This window comes from Vibrio sp. J2-3(2022) (assembly GCF_021725735.1).
GTDB classification, from domain to species: Bacteria; Pseudomonadota; Gammaproteobacteria; order Enterobacterales; family Vibrionaceae; genus Vibrio; species Vibrio diabolicus.
The window spans coordinates 167,267-183,288 of the sequence record NZ_JAKKCK010000006.1; the positions used below are offsets into that span (position 1 = coordinate 167,267).

General features: G+C 46.0%; 11 protein-coding genes and 20 tRNA genes. 2 read left to right on the plus strand and 29 right to left on the minus strand.

The window, feature by feature from the left end; all coding sequences use genetic code 11:
• Positions 1 to 55 precede the first annotated feature (55 nt).
• Entirely contained in the window at positions 56 to 2,629 is a 2,574-nt protein-coding gene (gene leuS, locus L3V27_RS19870) for a leucine--tRNA ligase (protein ID WP_005391313.1), read from the minus strand.
• Positions 2,630 to 2,782: 153 nt separating this feature from the next.
• Between leuS and L3V27_RS19875 the strand changes: the two genes are divergently transcribed.
• Positions 2,783 to 3,253 (plus strand): zinc ribbon-containing protein, encoded by a 471-nt coding sequence (locus L3V27_RS19875; RefSeq protein WP_005373024.1) that lies wholly within the window; start codon positions 2,783 to 2,785, stop codon positions 3,251 to 3,253.
• Positions 3,254 to 3,337: 84 nt separating this feature from the next.
• Here the strand turns inward: L3V27_RS19875 and lnt are convergent, their stop codons facing one another.
• From lnt to miaB, 5 genes are all read right to left on the minus strand, one after another.
• Complete coding sequence (lnt, locus tag L3V27_RS19880; protein ID WP_104974405.1) at positions 3,338 to 4,855, minus strand: apolipoprotein N-acyltransferase; 1,518 nt, start codon at positions 4,853 to 4,855, stop codon at positions 3,338 to 3,340.
• Positions 4,856 to 4,888: 33 nt separating this feature from the next.
• Positions 4,889 to 5,788 (minus strand): CNNM family magnesium/cobalt transport protein CorC, encoded by a 900-nt coding sequence (gene corC / locus L3V27_RS19885; protein ID WP_005384118.1) that lies wholly within the window; start codon positions 5,786 to 5,788, stop codon positions 4,889 to 4,891.
• A 105-nt stretch (positions 5,789 to 5,893) separates the two neighbouring features.
• On the minus strand, positions 5,894 to 6,358 hold the full coding sequence (ybeY, locus tag L3V27_RS19890; protein WP_005391311.1) for an rRNA maturation RNase YbeY: 465 nt from the start codon (positions 6,356 to 6,358) through the stop codon (positions 5,894 to 5,896).
• 2 nt (positions 6,359 to 6,360) lie between these two features.
• On the minus strand, positions 6,361 to 7,458 hold the full coding sequence (locus L3V27_RS19895; protein ID WP_005373033.1) for a PhoH family protein: 1,098 nt from the start codon (positions 7,456 to 7,458) through the stop codon (positions 6,361 to 6,363).
• A gap of 73 nt (positions 7,459 to 7,531) precedes the next feature.
• Positions 7,532 to 8,956: a tRNA (N6-isopentenyl adenosine(37)-C2)-methylthiotransferase MiaB gene (miaB, locus tag L3V27_RS19900; protein WP_005391310.1), complete on the minus strand. Its 1,425-nt coding sequence runs from the start codon at positions 8,954 to 8,956 to the stop codon at positions 7,532 to 7,534.
• 257 nt (positions 8,957 to 9,213) lie between these two features.
• On the opposite strand from miaB, the gene L3V27_RS19905 reads away from it, so the two are divergent.
• A complete protein-coding gene (locus L3V27_RS19905) occupies positions 9,214 to 10,392 on the plus strand; it encodes a 2-octaprenyl-3-methyl-6-methoxy-1,4-benzoquinol hydroxylase (RefSeq protein ID WP_074190987.1) in 1,179 nt (392 codons plus the stop codon).
• A 134-nt stretch (positions 10,393 to 10,526) separates the two neighbouring features.
• On the opposite strand, the gene L3V27_RS19910 is transcribed toward L3V27_RS19905, so the two are convergent.
• The 23 genes from L3V27_RS19910 to L3V27_RS20020 all read right to left on the minus strand — a co-directional run bounded on the left by L3V27_RS19910 (position 10,527) and on the right by L3V27_RS20020 (position 16,018).
• Positions 10,527 to 10,611: transfer RNA gene (locus L3V27_RS19910), tRNA-Leu, on the minus strand.
• Positions 10,612 to 10,664: 53 nt separating this feature from the next.
• Positions 10,665 to 10,739: transfer RNA gene (locus L3V27_RS19915), tRNA-Gln, on the minus strand.
• 50 nt (positions 10,740 to 10,789) lie between these two features.
• A tRNA-Leu gene (locus L3V27_RS19920) sits at positions 10,790 to 10,874 on the minus strand.
• Between the two features lie 29 nt (positions 10,875 to 10,903).
• Positions 10,904 to 10,988 (minus strand) — tRNA-Leu (locus L3V27_RS19925).
• Positions 10,989 to 11,034: 46 nt separating this feature from the next.
• A tRNA-Met gene (locus L3V27_RS19930) sits at positions 11,035 to 11,111 on the minus strand.
• A 22-nt stretch (positions 11,112 to 11,133) separates the two neighbouring features.
• A tRNA-Leu gene (locus tag L3V27_RS19935) sits at positions 11,134 to 11,218 on the minus strand.
• A 53-nt stretch (positions 11,219 to 11,271) separates the two neighbouring features.
• Positions 11,272 to 11,346 (minus strand) — tRNA-Gln (locus L3V27_RS19940).
• 30 nt (positions 11,347 to 11,376) lie between these two features.
• A tRNA-Leu gene (locus L3V27_RS19945) sits at positions 11,377 to 11,461 on the minus strand.
• Between the two features lie 54 nt (positions 11,462 to 11,515).
• Positions 11,516 to 11,592 (minus strand) — tRNA-Met (locus tag L3V27_RS19950).
• Between the two features lie 22 nt (positions 11,593 to 11,614).
• Positions 11,615 to 11,699, minus strand: a tRNA-Leu gene (locus L3V27_RS19955).
• Positions 11,700 to 11,752: 53 nt separating this feature from the next.
• Positions 11,753 to 11,827, minus strand: a tRNA-Gln gene (locus tag L3V27_RS19960).
• A 30-nt stretch (positions 11,828 to 11,857) separates the two neighbouring features.
• Positions 11,858 to 11,942, minus strand: a tRNA-Leu gene (locus tag L3V27_RS19965).
• A 53-nt stretch (positions 11,943 to 11,995) separates the two neighbouring features.
• A tRNA-Gln gene (locus L3V27_RS19970) sits at positions 11,996 to 12,070 on the minus strand.
• A 30-nt stretch (positions 12,071 to 12,100) separates the two neighbouring features.
• Positions 12,101 to 12,185: transfer RNA gene (locus tag L3V27_RS19975), tRNA-Leu, on the minus strand.
• Between the two features lie 53 nt (positions 12,186 to 12,238).
• Positions 12,239 to 12,313, minus strand: a tRNA-Gln gene (locus L3V27_RS19980).
• A 31-nt stretch (positions 12,314 to 12,344) separates the two neighbouring features.
• A tRNA-Leu gene (locus L3V27_RS19985) sits at positions 12,345 to 12,429 on the minus strand.
• Between the two features lie 54 nt (positions 12,430 to 12,483).
• Positions 12,484 to 12,560: transfer RNA gene (locus L3V27_RS19990), tRNA-Met, on the minus strand.
• A 77-nt stretch (positions 12,561 to 12,637) separates the two neighbouring features.
• A tRNA-Gln gene (locus L3V27_RS19995) sits at positions 12,638 to 12,712 on the minus strand.
• A 32-nt stretch (positions 12,713 to 12,744) separates the two neighbouring features.
• A tRNA-Leu gene (locus tag L3V27_RS20000) sits at positions 12,745 to 12,829 on the minus strand.
• Positions 12,830 to 12,869: 40 nt separating this feature from the next.
• Positions 12,870 to 12,946: transfer RNA gene (locus L3V27_RS20005), tRNA-Met, on the minus strand.
• A gap of 283 nt (positions 12,947 to 13,229) precedes the next feature.
• Positions 13,230 to 14,321, minus strand: a complete 1,092-nt coding sequence (gene ychF, locus L3V27_RS20010) for a redox-regulated ATPase YchF (RefSeq protein ID WP_005393178.1) — start codon at positions 14,319 to 14,321, stop codon at positions 13,230 to 13,232.
• 10 nt (positions 14,322 to 14,331) lie between these two features.
• A complete protein-coding gene (gene pth / locus L3V27_RS20015; protein WP_005384112.1) occupies positions 14,332 to 14,922 on the minus strand; it encodes an aminoacyl-tRNA hydrolase in 591 nt (196 codons plus the stop codon).
• A gap of 151 nt (positions 14,923 to 15,073) precedes the next feature.
• Positions 15,074 to 16,018 (minus strand): ribose-phosphate pyrophosphokinase, encoded by a 945-nt coding sequence (locus tag L3V27_RS20020; protein ID WP_005393176.1) that lies wholly within the window; start codon positions 16,016 to 16,018, stop codon positions 15,074 to 15,076.
• Between the last annotated feature and the right edge of the window lie 4 nt (positions 16,019 to 16,022).

Sequence of the window (16,022 nt, forward strand, 5' to 3'; positions counted from 1 at the left end):
ATGACTCTTGGTTAACAAATAAGTTCGCTAAACAGAGACAAATTGCAAGCTGTGATTAGTTTGCAACGATGTTCAGCAGTTTACCTGGAACGTAAATGACTTTACGAATAGTCAGGCCATCAGTGAACTTAACCACGTTTTCGTCGTTTAGACCAAGCTGTTCGATATCGTCTTTAGAGATATCTGCTGGAACTGTTAGCTTCGCACGTAGCTTACCGTTAACTTGAACAACGATAGTTTTTTCGTCTTCAACTAGCGCTTTTTCGTCAAACGTCGGCCATGCCGCGTTATCAATGTCTGTTTCACCTAGTGCTGCCCATAGCTCGTATGAGATATGCGGAGTGATAGGGTAAAGCATGACAACAATAGCTTTCAGCGCTTCGTCAAGGATTGCACGATCTTGCGCAGATTCTTGAGGCGCTTTCGCTAGTTTGTTCATCAGCTCCATGATCGCTGCGATCGCGGTGTTGAATGTTTGACGACGAGCGATATCGTCCGTCACTTTCGCGATGGTTTTGTGAACGTCACGGCGAAGTGCTTTTTGATCACCAGAAAGCGCGGCTGTATCTACTGCTTCTGCTGCGCCTTTCGCTGTGTGCTCTTTCACTAGTTTCCAAACACGTTTCAGGAAGCGGTTCGCACCTTCTACGCCAGACTCTTGCCATTCAAGCGTCATGTCTGCTGGAGACGCGAACATCATGAATAGACGTACTGTGTCAGCGCCGTACTTATCTACCATTTCTTGAGGGTCGATACCGTTGTTCTTAGACTTAGACATCTTGATCATGCCTGAGTGCGTTACATCGCGACCTTCAGTGTCTTTAGCAGAAGTAATGCGGCCTTTACCATCACGTTCAACGGCTACGTCTGTTGGAGCTACCCACTCTTTGCCGCCTTTCTCGTTCTCGAAGTAGAACGCATCAGCTAGTACCATACCTTGACACAGTAGTTGCTTGAACGGTTCGTCAGACGTTACGTAGCCCGCGTCACGTAGCAACTTGTGGAAGAAGCGTGAGTACAGTAGGTGCATACAAGCGTGCTCGATACCGCCGATGTACTGGTCTACTGGTAGCCAGTAGTTTGCTTTTTCTGGATCTAGGATGTCGTCTGCTTGCGGTGAACAGTAACGCGCGTAGTACCAAGAAGATTCCATGAACGTATCGAACGTATCTGTCTCACGTAGAGCAGGTTCGCCGTTGAATGTGGTCTTCGCCCATTCTTTATCTGCTTTGATTGGGCTGGTTACGCCGTCCATTACCACGTCTTCTGGAAGAATCACTGGTAGTTGGTCAGCAGGTACTGGGTGAACTTCACCGTCTTCAGTCGTTACCATTGGGATTGGTGCGCCCCAGTAACGTTGACGAGATACACCCCAGTCGCGTAGACGGAAGTTTACAGTCTTAGTGCCTTTGCCTTCTGCTTCTAGCTTCGCTGCAATTGCATCGAACGCCGCTTGGAATTCTAGGCCGTCGAATTCACCTGAATCGAACAGTACACCTTTCTCTGTGTATGCCGCTTCAGAGATGTCTAGCTCGCTGCCATCAGCAGGCTTGATAACTGGCACGATGTCTAGACCGTACTTCGTTGCGAACTCGTAGTCACGTTGGTCGTGCGCAGGTACAGCCATTACCGCGCCTGTACCGTAGTCCATCAATACGAAGTTTGCTACGTATACTGGTACTTCGCGGCCGTTCAATGGATGAATAGCAGTAAGGCCAGTTGCCATACCTTTCTTCTCCATTGTCGCTAGCTCAGCTTCTGCAACCTTGTTGTTCTTACATTCGTCGATAAACGCTGCAAGCTCTGGATTGTTCTCTGCTGCAAGAGCTGCAAGAGGGTGACCGGCTGCGATGCCCACGTAAGTCACACCCATTAGCGTATCTGGACGTGTTGTGTAAACTTCTAGGTCTTGTTGACCCTTAACTTCAAACTTCAGTTCAACACCTTCAGAACGACCAATCCAGTTGCGCTGCATGGTTTTCACCATTTCAGGCCAACCTTCAAGCTTGTCTAGGTCGTCTAGTAGCTCTTGAGCGTACTCAGTGATTTTGATGAACCATTGAGGGATTTCTTTTTGCTCTACAGGCGTATCACAACGCCAGCAACAACCGTCTTCAACCTGCTCGTTTGCAAGAACAGTTTGGTCGTTAGGACACCAGTTAACAGAAGAAGTCTTCTTGTAAACTAAACCTTTCTCGTAAAGTTTAGTGAAGAACTCTTGTTCCCAGCGGTAGTACTCCGGTGTACATGTTGCGAATTCACGGTTCCAATCGTAACCAAAGCCTAGAAGCTTAAGTTGGTTCTTCATGTATTCGATGTTTTCGTAAGTCCAAGGTGCTGGCGCAGTTTTGTTTTTTACTGCTGCGTTTTCTGCAGGTAGACCGAATGCGTCCCAACCGATTGGTTGCATCACGTTTTTGCCTTGTAGGCGTTGGAAACGAGATACTACATCACCGATAGTGTAGTTGCGCACGTGACCCATGTGCAGTCGACCACTTGGGTATGGGAACATGGATAGACAGTAGAATTTTTCTTTATTTGGGTCTTCACTTACAACAAAGGTTTTGTTGTCATCCCAGTGCTTTTGAACTTTTTGTTCAATATCTTGTGGGTTGTATTGTTCTTGCATCGATGGTATCCGTTATCTTGGAATTTGTGAGTTCGGTTAGAACAGACTTAAATAGATCGTCATAGAATACCTAAAGCTAGGGATCACAACAATAGCCAATCTGTACCCATGCGCCCTTAAGTGACGCAGGTAGGAGAAAGATGGAGGTCAGTTATGCCTAAACGTAAAACAGGTTATGAGGAAATGCTCGAGGATGTGATTGAAACCTTGAAGCACAGTCCGGAAGAAGTTAACAAAGCGATTGAGACGTCGGGCAAAGTGGTGGATGCTGCTAATGACTTGACCAAAGATGAATTGGCTTTAATCAAGGCGTACCTTAAAGCAGACTTAAAAGAGTTTTCAGAGAGTTACGAGGATAGCAAAAGCGGCCCGTTTTACTTAACGATTGCGGACTCGATATGGCAAGGGTTGTTAGAGATTACAGACCGAACTAAAGTTGAGTGGGTTGAGTTGTTCGATGACTTAGAGCATCAAGGGCTATATGAAGCAGGAGAGGTGATAGGCTTAGGTACTTTGGTCTGTGATGAGTGTGGTCACAAGACAACGTATAACCACCCAACTGTAATCATTCCGTGTATTAAATGTGGTCACAAAGGCTTTACTCGCCAGTCATTAAAGCCATAAATGGCGCGTAACGACTGTATAATGCAATGAATAAAAAAGAGGCTTGGTCGCCTCTTTTTTGTCTTTTCTACTTTCAAGCTGTTATCAGCTCTGTTTTCTTCTTAAACCGAAAGCCAGCGCTAAACTTAACCCAACCCAAATATACAATGGCCAAGTACCAACGATTCGATATGGCGTTTTCCCATCGGTTGGGGTGAGCTCTGCGCGCAGTACTGCAGTTTCAAACTGCGGTACTTGCTCAACGATTTTACCCTTGTGATCGGTTACCGCTGTTAATCCATTGTTCGTCGAGCGGATGAGCGGTTTGCCTAATTCTAAGGCACGCATACGGGCGATCTCCATATGCTGAAGAGGACCGATAGAGTGACCAAACCATGCATCGTTCGAAAGCGTTAGAATGAAGTCTGTTTCGTCAGTCACATTTTGACGCACTTGCTCATTAAAGATGATCTCATAGCAAAGCGCTGGTGCCATGTGCATGCCATTCGCAACGATGTTGGGCTGCACAAAAGCCCCACGGCTAAACGACGACATCGGCAAGTTAAAGAATGGCGCTAATGGGCGCAGAATATCCTCAAATGGAACAAACTCACCAAACGGTAATAGGTGATGCTTATGGTAGCGTTCGCTCAAGTCGAAACTGTAGTCACCGTATGGTGTGATGCCAAGGGACAGAATACTGTTGTAGAACTGTCGATCCTCAGCTTGGTTGACGACACCAGTGATGATTGCGCTATTATTCATTTTTGCTGCGCTGTCAATATTGCTCAAAAATGAAGGCACTTCAATTTCAAAAGCAGGAATTGCAGCTTCTGGCCAGACGATAATATCAGCGTCCCAGTTTTCACGAGTGAGATCGGCGTATTTCATGATGGTTGGCCAACGTTGGCTTGGCAGCCACTTAAGGTTTTGGTCAACGTTACCTTGAATCAGCGCGAGCTTAGTCGTGTCTTCTGGTCGAGGTGTTACCCAATCGTAGTTACGAATCCCAAAGCCTGTGCTGAGTAATACCGCAGGAATAATCACCATCAGCCACTGTTTATGAACCCAAGCATAGGCTAATGCCCCCGCACTAATAAGGATAAACAGAGTGAGCAGTTCCACGCCACCGATAGGCGCAAAGCTTGCTAGTGGAGCATCAATCTGGCTGTAGCCTAGCCATAGCCACGGGAAGCCGGTCATCACCCAACCACGCAACCAATCACTGATTAGCCATAAAGCGGGCGCAGCGAGAAGCGCTTTTGTGAGCGTAAATTGAGGAAAGAGTTTGTTGTTTAGCCAGGCAAATAAGCCTGAATAAACAGCCAAGTAGGCGACAAGCAAGCCCATTAAAAATAAATTAGCAATCAGTGGCATGCCACCAAAGCCGGAGATACTGACGTACACCCAGCTAACGCCAGTTGCAAATTGACCTAACCCCCAAGCATAGCCAATCCACAGTGCGCGTTTCGGTGTTTGGTTAGCAAGAAGAATCAGTAGAATAGCTGGACTAAGAATGGCAATAGGCCACAACTGGTAAGGTGCAAAAGCGAGCGTAGTAGAGGCGCCAACAAAAGCGGCCACTAAGGGCCGCTTGAGGCGATGAAAGAGTTCATTCATCATTATAATTTTCTGAGATTCCCAATGGGTATCGCGTTACTCTTGAGTGGCTTCAACCAGGGTTTCTTCGTCTGGGATCGTCACTTGGAGTTGAATGACACGACGGTTATCGGCAGCGGTGACTTTGAAGTTGTAACCTTCAATTTCAACCAGTTCACCACGAGAAGGTAAGTGACCAAAGGCAGTCATGACCATGCCACCAACGGTATCTACTTCCTCATCGCTGAAGTTAGTTCCAAATGTCTCATTAAACTCTTCGATGGTTGTCAGCGCTCTGACAGCAAACGTATGCTTGCTAAGCTTACGAATGTCTGTCTCTTCGCTTTCATCGAATTCATCTTCGATATCCCCGACGATTTCTTCAAGGATATCTTCAATGGTCACAAGACCAGAAACACCACCGAATTCATCGACAACAATGGCCATATGATAACGTTCTTCACGGAACTCTTTCAGCAGTCGATCAACGCGTTTACTTTCCGGTACCACAACGGCTGGTCGAATAACTTCTTCGATATCAAATGGATTACTGCCTGAGCCTAAGTATTTAAGTAAGTCCTTCGCAAGAAGAATGCCTTCCACATGGTCTTTATCTTCGCTGATCACAGGGTAGCGAGAGTGTTGAGCATCGGTAATCAAGGCAACCAAGGTATCAAGGTCGTGAGTACGCTCAACCGTAACCATTTGCGAACGCGGGATCATAATGTCACGCACGCGCATTTCGGAGATTTCCATAACACCTTCAAGCATATCGCGGGTGTCATGGTCAATCAGGTCATTGACTTCAGAGTCACGGATAACATCCACAAGCTCTTGGCGATCTTTTGGTTCGCCCTGAAATAATTGACCTAGACGTTCAAAGAAGGACTTTCTACTCGGACCTTCTGCCTTTTCTTTCTTATCTTCGTTAGAAGAGGGAGAATTATCTTCGTTCATTGTTTCTCAATTAAGTAACGCTATCAGAAGTGTGATAGCACACATAGAGAGGCGAACACGAGAATCATTTTGGTGGTTCGCCTTTCCCTGCTGAATAGCCAATGGCTACTCTTTTTCAGCAATGTAAGGGTCTTCATAGCCCATACCCTGCATGATTTCGGTTTCGAGGGACTCCATCTCTTCGGCTTCGTCATCCTCAATATGATCATAACCTAGCAGATGCAAGCTGCCATGTACAACCATATGCGCCCAATGTGCTAACAGAGGCTTGTTCTGTTCAATTGCCTCTTTTTCAACGACTTGGCGGCAAATAATTAAGTCGCCAAGTAAATCTATTTCCATACCCGGAGGAGCTTCAAATGGAAAAGACAGCACATTAGTCGGTTTATCTTTACCACGATACTCATGGTTAAGCGTGTGACTTTCTTGTTCATCCACAATGCGAATGGTCACTTCGGCTTGTGGCTGGAAGAGAGGAATCGTCTTATCTAGCCACAATTGGAAATCTTGCTGCGAAGGCAGCCCTTCTTCATTTTCGACTGCCAGTTGCAGATCAAGTTCAATCGCCATGATTATTCCTTAGTGGAAGCAACTTGTGCATTCAGTTCAGCTTTTGCTGCTTCTAGTAACTTCGCATCGCGTTCTTCACGACGACGCTTCTCGAACTCTTTACGCTCTTTCTGGTCTTGTGCTTCCCACTTCTCATACGCGTTAACGATACGAGCAACCACTGGGTGACGTACAACGTCGTCTGCTAAGAAGAAGTTAAAGCTGATGTCGTCGACTTCGCTTAATACTTCAATAGCATGACGAAGACCTGATTTTGCACCACGAGGTAAGTCGATTTGCGTGACGTCACCAGTGATAACTGCGCGAGAGTTAAAACCAATACGCGTTAGGAACATCTTCATCTGCTCAACCGTGGTGTTCTGACTCTCATCAAGAATGATGAAAGCGTCGTTTAGAGTACGACCACGCATGTAAGCAAGAGGGGCTACCTCAATCACGTTACGTTCAATCAGCTTCTCTACGCGCTCAAAGCCCAACATTTCAAATAGGGCATCGTATAGCGGACGTAGGTATGGGTCGACTTTCTGGCTTAAGTCACCAGGTAGGAAGCCCAGTTTCTCACCGGCTTCAACCGCAGGGCGCGTCAATAGAATACGACGGATCTCTTGGCGCTCTAGTGCGTCAACTGCTGCAGCAACGGCAAGATAAGTTTTACCTGTACCAGCTGGGCCAATACCAAAAGAAATATCATGCGTGACCATATTAACCAAGTACTGCGCTTGGTTTGGCGTACGTGGTTTGATCACACCTTTCTTGGTTTTGACGAAGACTTCTTTACCATGCTCGATATTAGACTCAGTATTCTGCTCAAGAACACCAGACTCTTTAATCGCTAAATGGATCTGTTCAGGCTCAATGTCTGGGATCTCACCTCGTACAGGCGCGGTATCAACATACAGAGTTTTCAGGATATCCAGCGCAGCTGATGCGGTATGAGGTTTACCGACAATTGTAAAATGGTCACTACGGTGGTTAATTTCAACGCCTAGACGACGTTCTAAATGCTTGATGTTGTCATCGAATGGACCGCACAGGCTAGCAAGTCGGCGGTTGTCGGAAGGTTCTAGGTTAATTTCTAGAGTTACGATTTTATTACTCAATGTTGCCTCTCATTTTTTGCCACTTAGTGAGAGCCTGATAACGACCAGGCTCTCCATGGCTATTTATACGAGCTTACGGCGTAAAAGTAGCTACACCCAGCTCATCTTCGCGACGTGTTTTCGCCATCATCTGCGTTGGGGAAATCACACTACGAAGATCCATGTCTTTTTCAGTACGTACTAGCTCACCACGCAGTGAGTTCGCAAATACGTCTACGATCTTCACATCAACGAACTGACCAATTAGGTCTGCACTACCTTCAAAGTTTACTACACGGTTGTTTTCTGTACGAGCGCGCAGTTCCATTAGGTTTTTCTTCGAAGGACCTTCAACTAGAACACGTTGTTCTGTGCCAAGCATTAAGCGAGAGTAACGCATCGCTTGAGCATTGATAGTTTGCTGTAGTTCGTAAAGGCGCTCTTTCTTAACTTGTTCTGATACATCACAAGGGTAATCCGCTGCTGGCGTACCTGGACGTGGAGAGAAGATGAAGCTGAAGCTCATGTCAAAGTCTACATCTTTGATTAGCTTCATTGTGTCTTGGAAGTCTTTGTCTGTCTCACCAGGGAAACCAACAATAAAGTCTGAACTGATTTGAATATCAGGACGAGCTTTACGCAGTTTACGGATGATCGACTTGTACTCGATAGCGGTGTGAGGGCGTTTCATCATAGTTAGGATACGGTCACTACCACTTTGCACAGGTAAGTGCAGGAAGCTCACAAGCTCAGGCGTATCTTCGTAAACCGCGATGATGTCGTCAGTGAATTCTAGCGGGTGGCTCGTTGTGAAACGAATACGGTCGATACCATCGATAGACGCAACCAAACGAAGCAGTTCTGCAAATGAACAGATTTCACCGTCGTGTGTTGGACCGCGGTACGCGTTTACGTTTTGACCCAGTAGGTTTACTTCACGTACGCCTTGTTCAGCAAGCTGTGCGATTTCGAACAGCACGTCATCCATTGGACGGCTTACTTCTTCACCACGAGTGTACGGTACGACACAGTAAGTACAGTACTTCGAGCAGCCTTCCATAATAGAAACGAATGCTGTCGCGCCTTCTGCACGAGGCTCTGGTAGGCGGTCGAACTTTTCGATCTCTGGGAACGAAATGTCCATAACTGGTGCGTCATCCGACTGAGATTGTTTGATCATCTCAGGTAGGCGGTGCAGAGTTTGTGGGCCAAAAATAACGTCGACGTATGGTGCACGTTCACGAATATGGTCACCTTCTTGCGTTGCTACACAACCACCTACACCGATAACTACGCCAGGTTTTTTATCTTTTAGTGTTTTCCAGCGGCCAAGCTGGTGGAAAACTTTCTCTTGCGCTTTTTCACGGATCGAACAGGTGTTAAGTAGAAGTACGTCTGCTTCCTCTGGCTCTTCCGTCAGCTCGTAGCCGTTTGCAGCATTAAGCAGGTCGGCCATTTTTGATGAATCGTATTCGTTCATCTGGCAGCCCCAGGTTTTAATTAGCAGTTTCTTACTCATCTCACTTTCGCTCGTTCAGTTGTACTTAAATTGGAGAGCTATTGCTCAAATTATAGCCGCCATCACGGCGGTAAGCGGCGTATTGTACTGCTTTAAAAAGCACCTGACTAGTGATCTGGCTAATTCTCTGCAAAGCCTGATGAAATCTAGTTTTTCGCCCTATGCAGAACAAGGTTTTTTGTTAAACAATTTTGTAAAAATAGCCATGGAAAGTACAATAAAAAACGCCAATTAATCAGCACGATGAAGAGTGAAAAATGAACAAGTATGACATCGCCGTGATCGGTGGCGGTATGGTTGGGGCAGCCGTCGCTGTTGGATTTGCCAAGCAGGGCAGAAGCGTTGTCTTGGTTGAAGGTGCAAAACCCAAAGCTTTTGATGCCGCTCAGGTGATGGATATTCGCGTATCTGCGATTTCGCACCAGTCGGTGGAGTTACTTGATTCACTCGGCGCATGGTCAGAAATTAAAAGTATGCGAGTTTGCCCTTATCGGCGTTTAGAGACTTGGGAGCACCCGGAGTGCCGTACTCGTTTTCACTCTGATGAACTGTCATTGGAGCAACTAGGTTATATCGTTGAAAACCGCCTAATCCAATTAGGTCTTTGGCAAGTCTTCTCTCAGTATGACAATCTAACCGTGATGTGTCCCGAGCGATTAAAAGACATTGAGTTTGCAGATGTAAACCTTGTGACACTAGAAAGTGGGGTGCAGTTTGAAGCTAACTGGGTAATTGGTGCTGATGGTGCAAACTCTAAAGTTCGTCAATTGGCTGGAATTGGTGTGACTGCGTGGGATTACCGACAACACTGCATGTTGATTAACGTGAAAACAGAATTGCCACAGCAAGATATCACTTGGCAACAATTTACTCCTTCGGGCCCGCGTTCATTTTTACCTTTGTGCTCTTTGACTAATGAAGACGGTCAAGAAGTAGGCCAAGGTTCGTTGGTTTGGTATGACTCGCCAAAACGCATTAAACAATTGTGTGCGATGGGGAAGCCTCAACTAAGGGAAGAAATCTTACGTCATTTCCCTGCTGAATTGGGTGATATTGAAGTTTTACAGTTTGGCTCATTCCCACTCACTCGTCGTCATGCGCAAAGCTATTCAAGCAAAAATTGCGTGTTAGTGGGTGACTCTGCCCATACGATCAACCCACTTGCAGGGCAAGGGGTAAACTTAGGCTTCAAAGATGTAGACGTTCTCCTTTCGGTAACAGAACACCAAGAAAAGCTGGAAGATACCTTACTCGCGAAATACGAACGCGCACGTCGACCTGACAACTTACTCATGCAGACGGGCATGGACTTTTTCTATAAAGGTTTTAGCAACGATCTTGGGCCATTGAAGTTCGTACGTAATGCTGCATTGAAGCTTGCTGAAAACTCAGGGCCAATTAAGGCTCAAGTACTGAAATACGCGTTAGGTATGTAGTAAGCTACTCAAATCACAGATAGAAAAAAAGCGAGCCATGAGCTCGCTTTTTTAATTCGGCAAATCTAATGATTTCCCGAGTCCAGAACCAAAAAAGAAAAAACCCAGCAAAGTCATGCTGGGTTTTCCGATAATGGTGCGGAAGGAGAGACTTGAACTCTCACACCTTGCGGCGCCAGAACCTAAATCTGGTGCGTCTACCAATTCCGCCACTTCCGCAACTTAATCTGTAGATATCAAGATAATTGGTAAAATCTCAATATCGTTGTGTATGGCAGGGCTACCTGGATTCGAACCAGGGAATGGCGGCATCAAAAGCCGCTGCCTTACCGCTTGGCGATAGCCCTACAGCTTAAATAGTCAAAGACTACTTAACCTCTCTTATCGAGAGAAAGAATGGTGCGGAAGGAGAGACTTGAACTCTCACACCTTACGGCGCCAGAACCTAAATCTGGTGCGTCTACCAATTCCGCCACTTCCGCGTATTCTGATAGTGTAGATTAATTTAAGATGGTGCGGAAGGAGAGACTTGAACTCTCACACCTTGCGGCGCCAGAACCTAAATCTGGTGCGTCTACCAATTCCGCCACTTCCGCATCTTAAATCTACGTGACTGATAGCTTATGCTAGCAATCCAATCAATGGTGGCTACGACGGGATTCGAACCTGTGACCCCATCATTATGAGTGATGTGCTCTAACCAGCTGAGCTACGTAGCCATTTTAAACTTTTGATCAATAATGGTGCGGAAGGAGAGACTTGAACTCTCACACCTTGCGGCGCCAGAACCTAAATCTGGTGCGTCTACCAATTCCGCCACTTCCGCAACTTGATCTGTAGATATCAAGATAATTGGTAAAATCTTAATATCATTGTATGTGGCAGGGCTACCTGGATTCGAACCAGGGAATGGCGGCATCAAAAGCCGCTGCCTTACCGCTTGGCGATAGCCCTACATTGCTCTAATACAAGAGACTTTAATAATGGTGCGGAAGGAGAGACTTGAACTCTCACACCTTGCGGCGCCAGAACCTAAATCTGGTGCGTCTACCAATTCCGCCACTTCCGCAACTTATTCTGTAGTTATCAAGGTAATTGGTAAAAACCTAAATAACGTTGTTTATGGTGGCTACGACGGGATTCGAACCTGTGACCCCATCATTATGAGTGATGTGCTCTAACCAGCTGAGCTACGTAGCCATTTTAAATTTTTGATCAAGAATGGTGCGGAAGGAGAGACTTGAACTCTCACACCTTGCGGCGCCAGAACCTAAATCTGGTGCGTCTACCAATTCCGCCACTTCCGCAACTTAATCTATAGATATCAAGATAATTGGTAAAATCTCAATATCGTTGTATATGGCAGGGCTACCTGGATTCGAACCAGGGAATGGCGGCATCAAAAGCCGCTGCCTTACCGCTTGGCGATAGCCCTACTTTGCTCTAATAAAAGAGACTTAAATAATGGTGCGGAAGGAGAGACTTGAACTCTCACACCTTGCGGCGCCAGAACCTAAATCTGGTGCGTCTACCAATTCCGCCACTTCCGCAACTTATTCTGTAGATATCAAGATAATTGGTAAAATCTCAATATCATTGTATGTGGCAGGGCTACCTGGATTCGAACCAGGGAATGGCGGCATCAAAAGCCGCTGCCTTACCGCTTGGCGATAGCCCTACATTGCTCTAATACAAGAGACTTTAATAATGGTGCGGAAGGAGAGACTTGAACTCTCACACCTTGCGGCGCCAGAACCTAAATCTGGTGCGTCTACCAATTCCGCCACTTCCGCAACTTGATCTTTAGATATCAAGATAATTGGTAAAATCTCAATATCATTGTATATGGCAGGGCTACCTGGATTCGAACCAGGGAATGGCGGCATCAAAAGCCGCTGCCTTACCGCTTGGCGATAGCCCTACATTGCTCTTAATAAAAGAGACTTAAATAATGGTGCGGAAGGAGAGACTTGAACTCTCACACCTTGCGGCGCCAGAACCTAAATCTGGTGCGTCTACCAATTCCGCCACTTCCGCAACTTATTCTGTAGTTATCAAGGTAATTGGTAAAAACCTAAATAACGTTGTTCATGGTGGCTACGACGGGATTCGAACCTGTGACCCCATCATTATGAGTGATGTGCTCTAACCAGCTGAGCTACGTAGCCATCTTTTGGAGCGAGACAATATAAACCTTCACGCTCTCAGTGACAACCCCTTTTATAAAGGAATCTCACTTGAATAATGGCAGGTCTACCTGGATTCGAACCAGGGAATGGCGGCATCAAAAGCCGCTGCCTTACCGCTTGGCGATAGACCTGCAGGCAATAGTCACAATGACTATTCAAAATATGGTGCGGAAGGAGAGACTTGAACTCTCACACCTTGCGGCGCCAGAACCTAAATCTGGTGCGTCTACCAATTCCGCCACTTCCGCATCTATTCCTAATTGCTCTGATAAAAAGAACACTTAGGAATGGTGGCTACGACGGGATTCGAACCTGTGACCCCATCATTATGAGTGATGTGCTCTAACCAGCTGAGCTACGTAGCCATTTTAAATTTTTTGCTCTCAACGCTTCGTTGCCTTGTCGTTGGGAACGGCGCGCATTATGCGAAGTTGAGTGAGATCCGTCAACAGTTTTTTTTAATAAATTTCGGAAAAAACCTCGTTCGCTTCCTTTTTAAACAAAGAGGCGTGTTTATGATCTAAAACTGGAAATAAATTAGCTCGCAGTTAGGTAATTTATTTTTGCTCATTTACTTAAGGTATTAAAAAAGCCAGCTTAGCAGCTGGCTTTTAGTGTAAATGAAGTGTTTAAAATTCATTCATTTAATTAAACATTGAAGCGGAAGTGTACAACATCACCATCTTTTACGATGTAGTCTTTGCCTTCTAGACGCCATTTACCTGCGTCTTTTGCGCCATTTTCACCATTGAATTGGATGAAATCGTCGTAACCGACTACTTCTGCACGAATAAAGCCTTTCTCGAAGTCAGTGTGGATCTTACCTGCAGCCTGAGGCGCAGTTGCACCAACAGGGATTGTCCACGCACGTACTTCTTTAACACCTGCCGTGAAGTAGGTGTGAAGAGTCAGTAGCTCGTAACCAGAGCGAATTACACGGTTCAGCCCCGGTTCTTCGATCCCCATATCCGCTAGGAATTCTTCGCGATCTTCATCTTCTAGTTCAGATAGTTCAGATTCGATAGCTGCACATACAGGTACAACGACGTTGTTTTCTTTTTCTGCGAACTCGCGAACCGCATCTAGATATGGGTTATTTTCGAAACCATCTTCGTTTACGTTTGCAATGTACATAGTTGGCTTCAGTGTAAGGAAGTTTAGGTAGCCGATTGCTGCTAACTCTTCTTTAGATAGCTCAACTGTGCGCGCCATGCCGCCTTCAGTTAGTACTGGTAACAGTTTTTCTAGTACTGTTAGTTCAAATTTTGCGTCTTTATCGCCGCCTTTTGCCTTCTTCGCGTTACGTTGAATCGCTCGCTCACAAGAATCAAGGTCAGCCATTGCAAGTTCAAGGTTGATCACTTCGATATCTTCGATAGGTGAAACTTTACCTGAAACATGAACAATGTTTTCGTTTTCAAAACAACGTACAACGTGGCCAATCGCGTCTGTTTCACGGATGTTAGCTAGGAATTTGTTACCTAAACCTTCACCACGTGATGCACCAGCAACAAGACCAGCGATGTCCACGAACTCCATCGTCGTTGGAAGAACTCTCTGTGGGTTAACGATCTTAGCTAGTGCGTCTAGACGCAGATCTGGCACAGGAACCACACCAGTGTTTGGTTCAATGGTACAGAACGGGAAGTTTGCTGCTTCGATACCCGCTTTAGTTAGTGCGTTGAACAGAGTTGATTTACCTACGTTAGGTAGACCAACGATGCCACATTTAAAACCCATGATAGTAACCTTATTCAGCTTTGAACGTGTGGAGGCGATTTTGTGCTTTAGATAGGCCATCCTTAATCAGGATATCTAGACAACGAACAGCCTCATCAGCTGCTGCATCTAAAAGCTCTTGCTCTTTAGCTGGCGCTTTACCTAATACAAAACCCGCCACTTTATCTTTGTGTCCCGGATGACCAATGCCAATGCGAAGACGATAAAAATCTTTGTTATTGCCCAGTTTGCTAATGGTGTCACGCAGACCGTTGTGTCCACCGTGACCCCCACCTTTTTTAAACTTAGCGACACCTGGCGGTAAGTCTAGCTCGTCATGAGCGACCATGATCTCTTCAGGTTTAATTTGATAAAATTTCGCAAGCGCTGCGATCGATTTACCTGATAGATTCATGAAGGTGGTTGGGATAAGCAAACGGAGATCCTGGCCATTGACCATAATGCGTCCTGTTAGACCAAAAAACTTTGGTTCGTTCTTCAGTGTAACGTTGTGAACGCGTGCTAATTCTTCTACAACCCAAGCGCCCGCATTGTGACGAGTTCTGGCGTATTCTGGTCCTGGATTAGCAAGACCAACAAGAAGTTTGATTTGTTGACTCAAGGTTAGGATCTCTCTGGAATCTCAAAAAGCGCAGTATGATAGCACAGAATTCTCGCAGTGGGCGACCAAGGGATTTTCTGGTTATCAGTACAAATAAAAAAACACCCCAAAGAGGGGTGCTTTTGAAATCAGTGTAACTGAAATGTTCGGATTAGTTGAACATTGCAGAGATTGACTCTTCGTTGCTGATACGACGAATCGCTTCAGCTAGCATGCGAGATAGGCTTAGTGTTGTCACTTTGCCTGTTGCAGCCATCTCTTTAGATAGAGAGATAGAGTCAGTTACGATAACTTGGTCAAGAACTGAGTTCTTGATGTTGTCCGCAGCGTTGCCTGAGAATACAGCGTGAGTAGCGTAAGCGAATACACGCTTAGCACCGCGCTCTTTTAGTGCTTCAGCTGCTTTACATAGTGTGCCACCTGTGTCGATCATGTCATCAACGATCACACAGTCACGACCTTCAACATCACCGATTAGGTTCATTACTTCAGAAACGTTTGCACGTGGACGACGCTTATCTACGATTGCGATGTCGATGTCGCCTAGTGCTTTTGCTGTTGCGCGAGCACGAACAACGCCACCTAGGTCAGGAGATACCACAACAGGGTTATCTAGACCGCGAGCCTGCATATCTTCAAGTAGCACTGGCGTGCCGAAGATGTTGTCTACAGGTACATCGAAGAAGCCTTGAATTTGCTCTGCGTGTAGGTCGATAGTTAGAACGCGGTCAACACCAACGTTAGATAGGAAATCAGCAACAACTTTTGCAGTAATTGGCACACGCGCAGAACGTACACGACGGTCTTGGCGAGCGTAGCCGAAGTAAGGGATAACTGCAGTGATACGGCCTGCTGAAGCACGGCGCATTGCATCAATCATAACAACCAATTCCATTAGGTTGTCGTTAGTCGGTGCACAAGTGGATTGAATGATGAAAACATCGCTACCACGAACATTCTCATTGATTTGAACTGCAACTTCGCCATCAGAAAAGCGAGAAACAGATGCATCACCAAGAGAGATGTAAAGACGATCAGCAATACGTTGGGCTAGTTCAGGTGTTGCGTTACCAGCAAATAGCTTCATATCAGGCACGGTG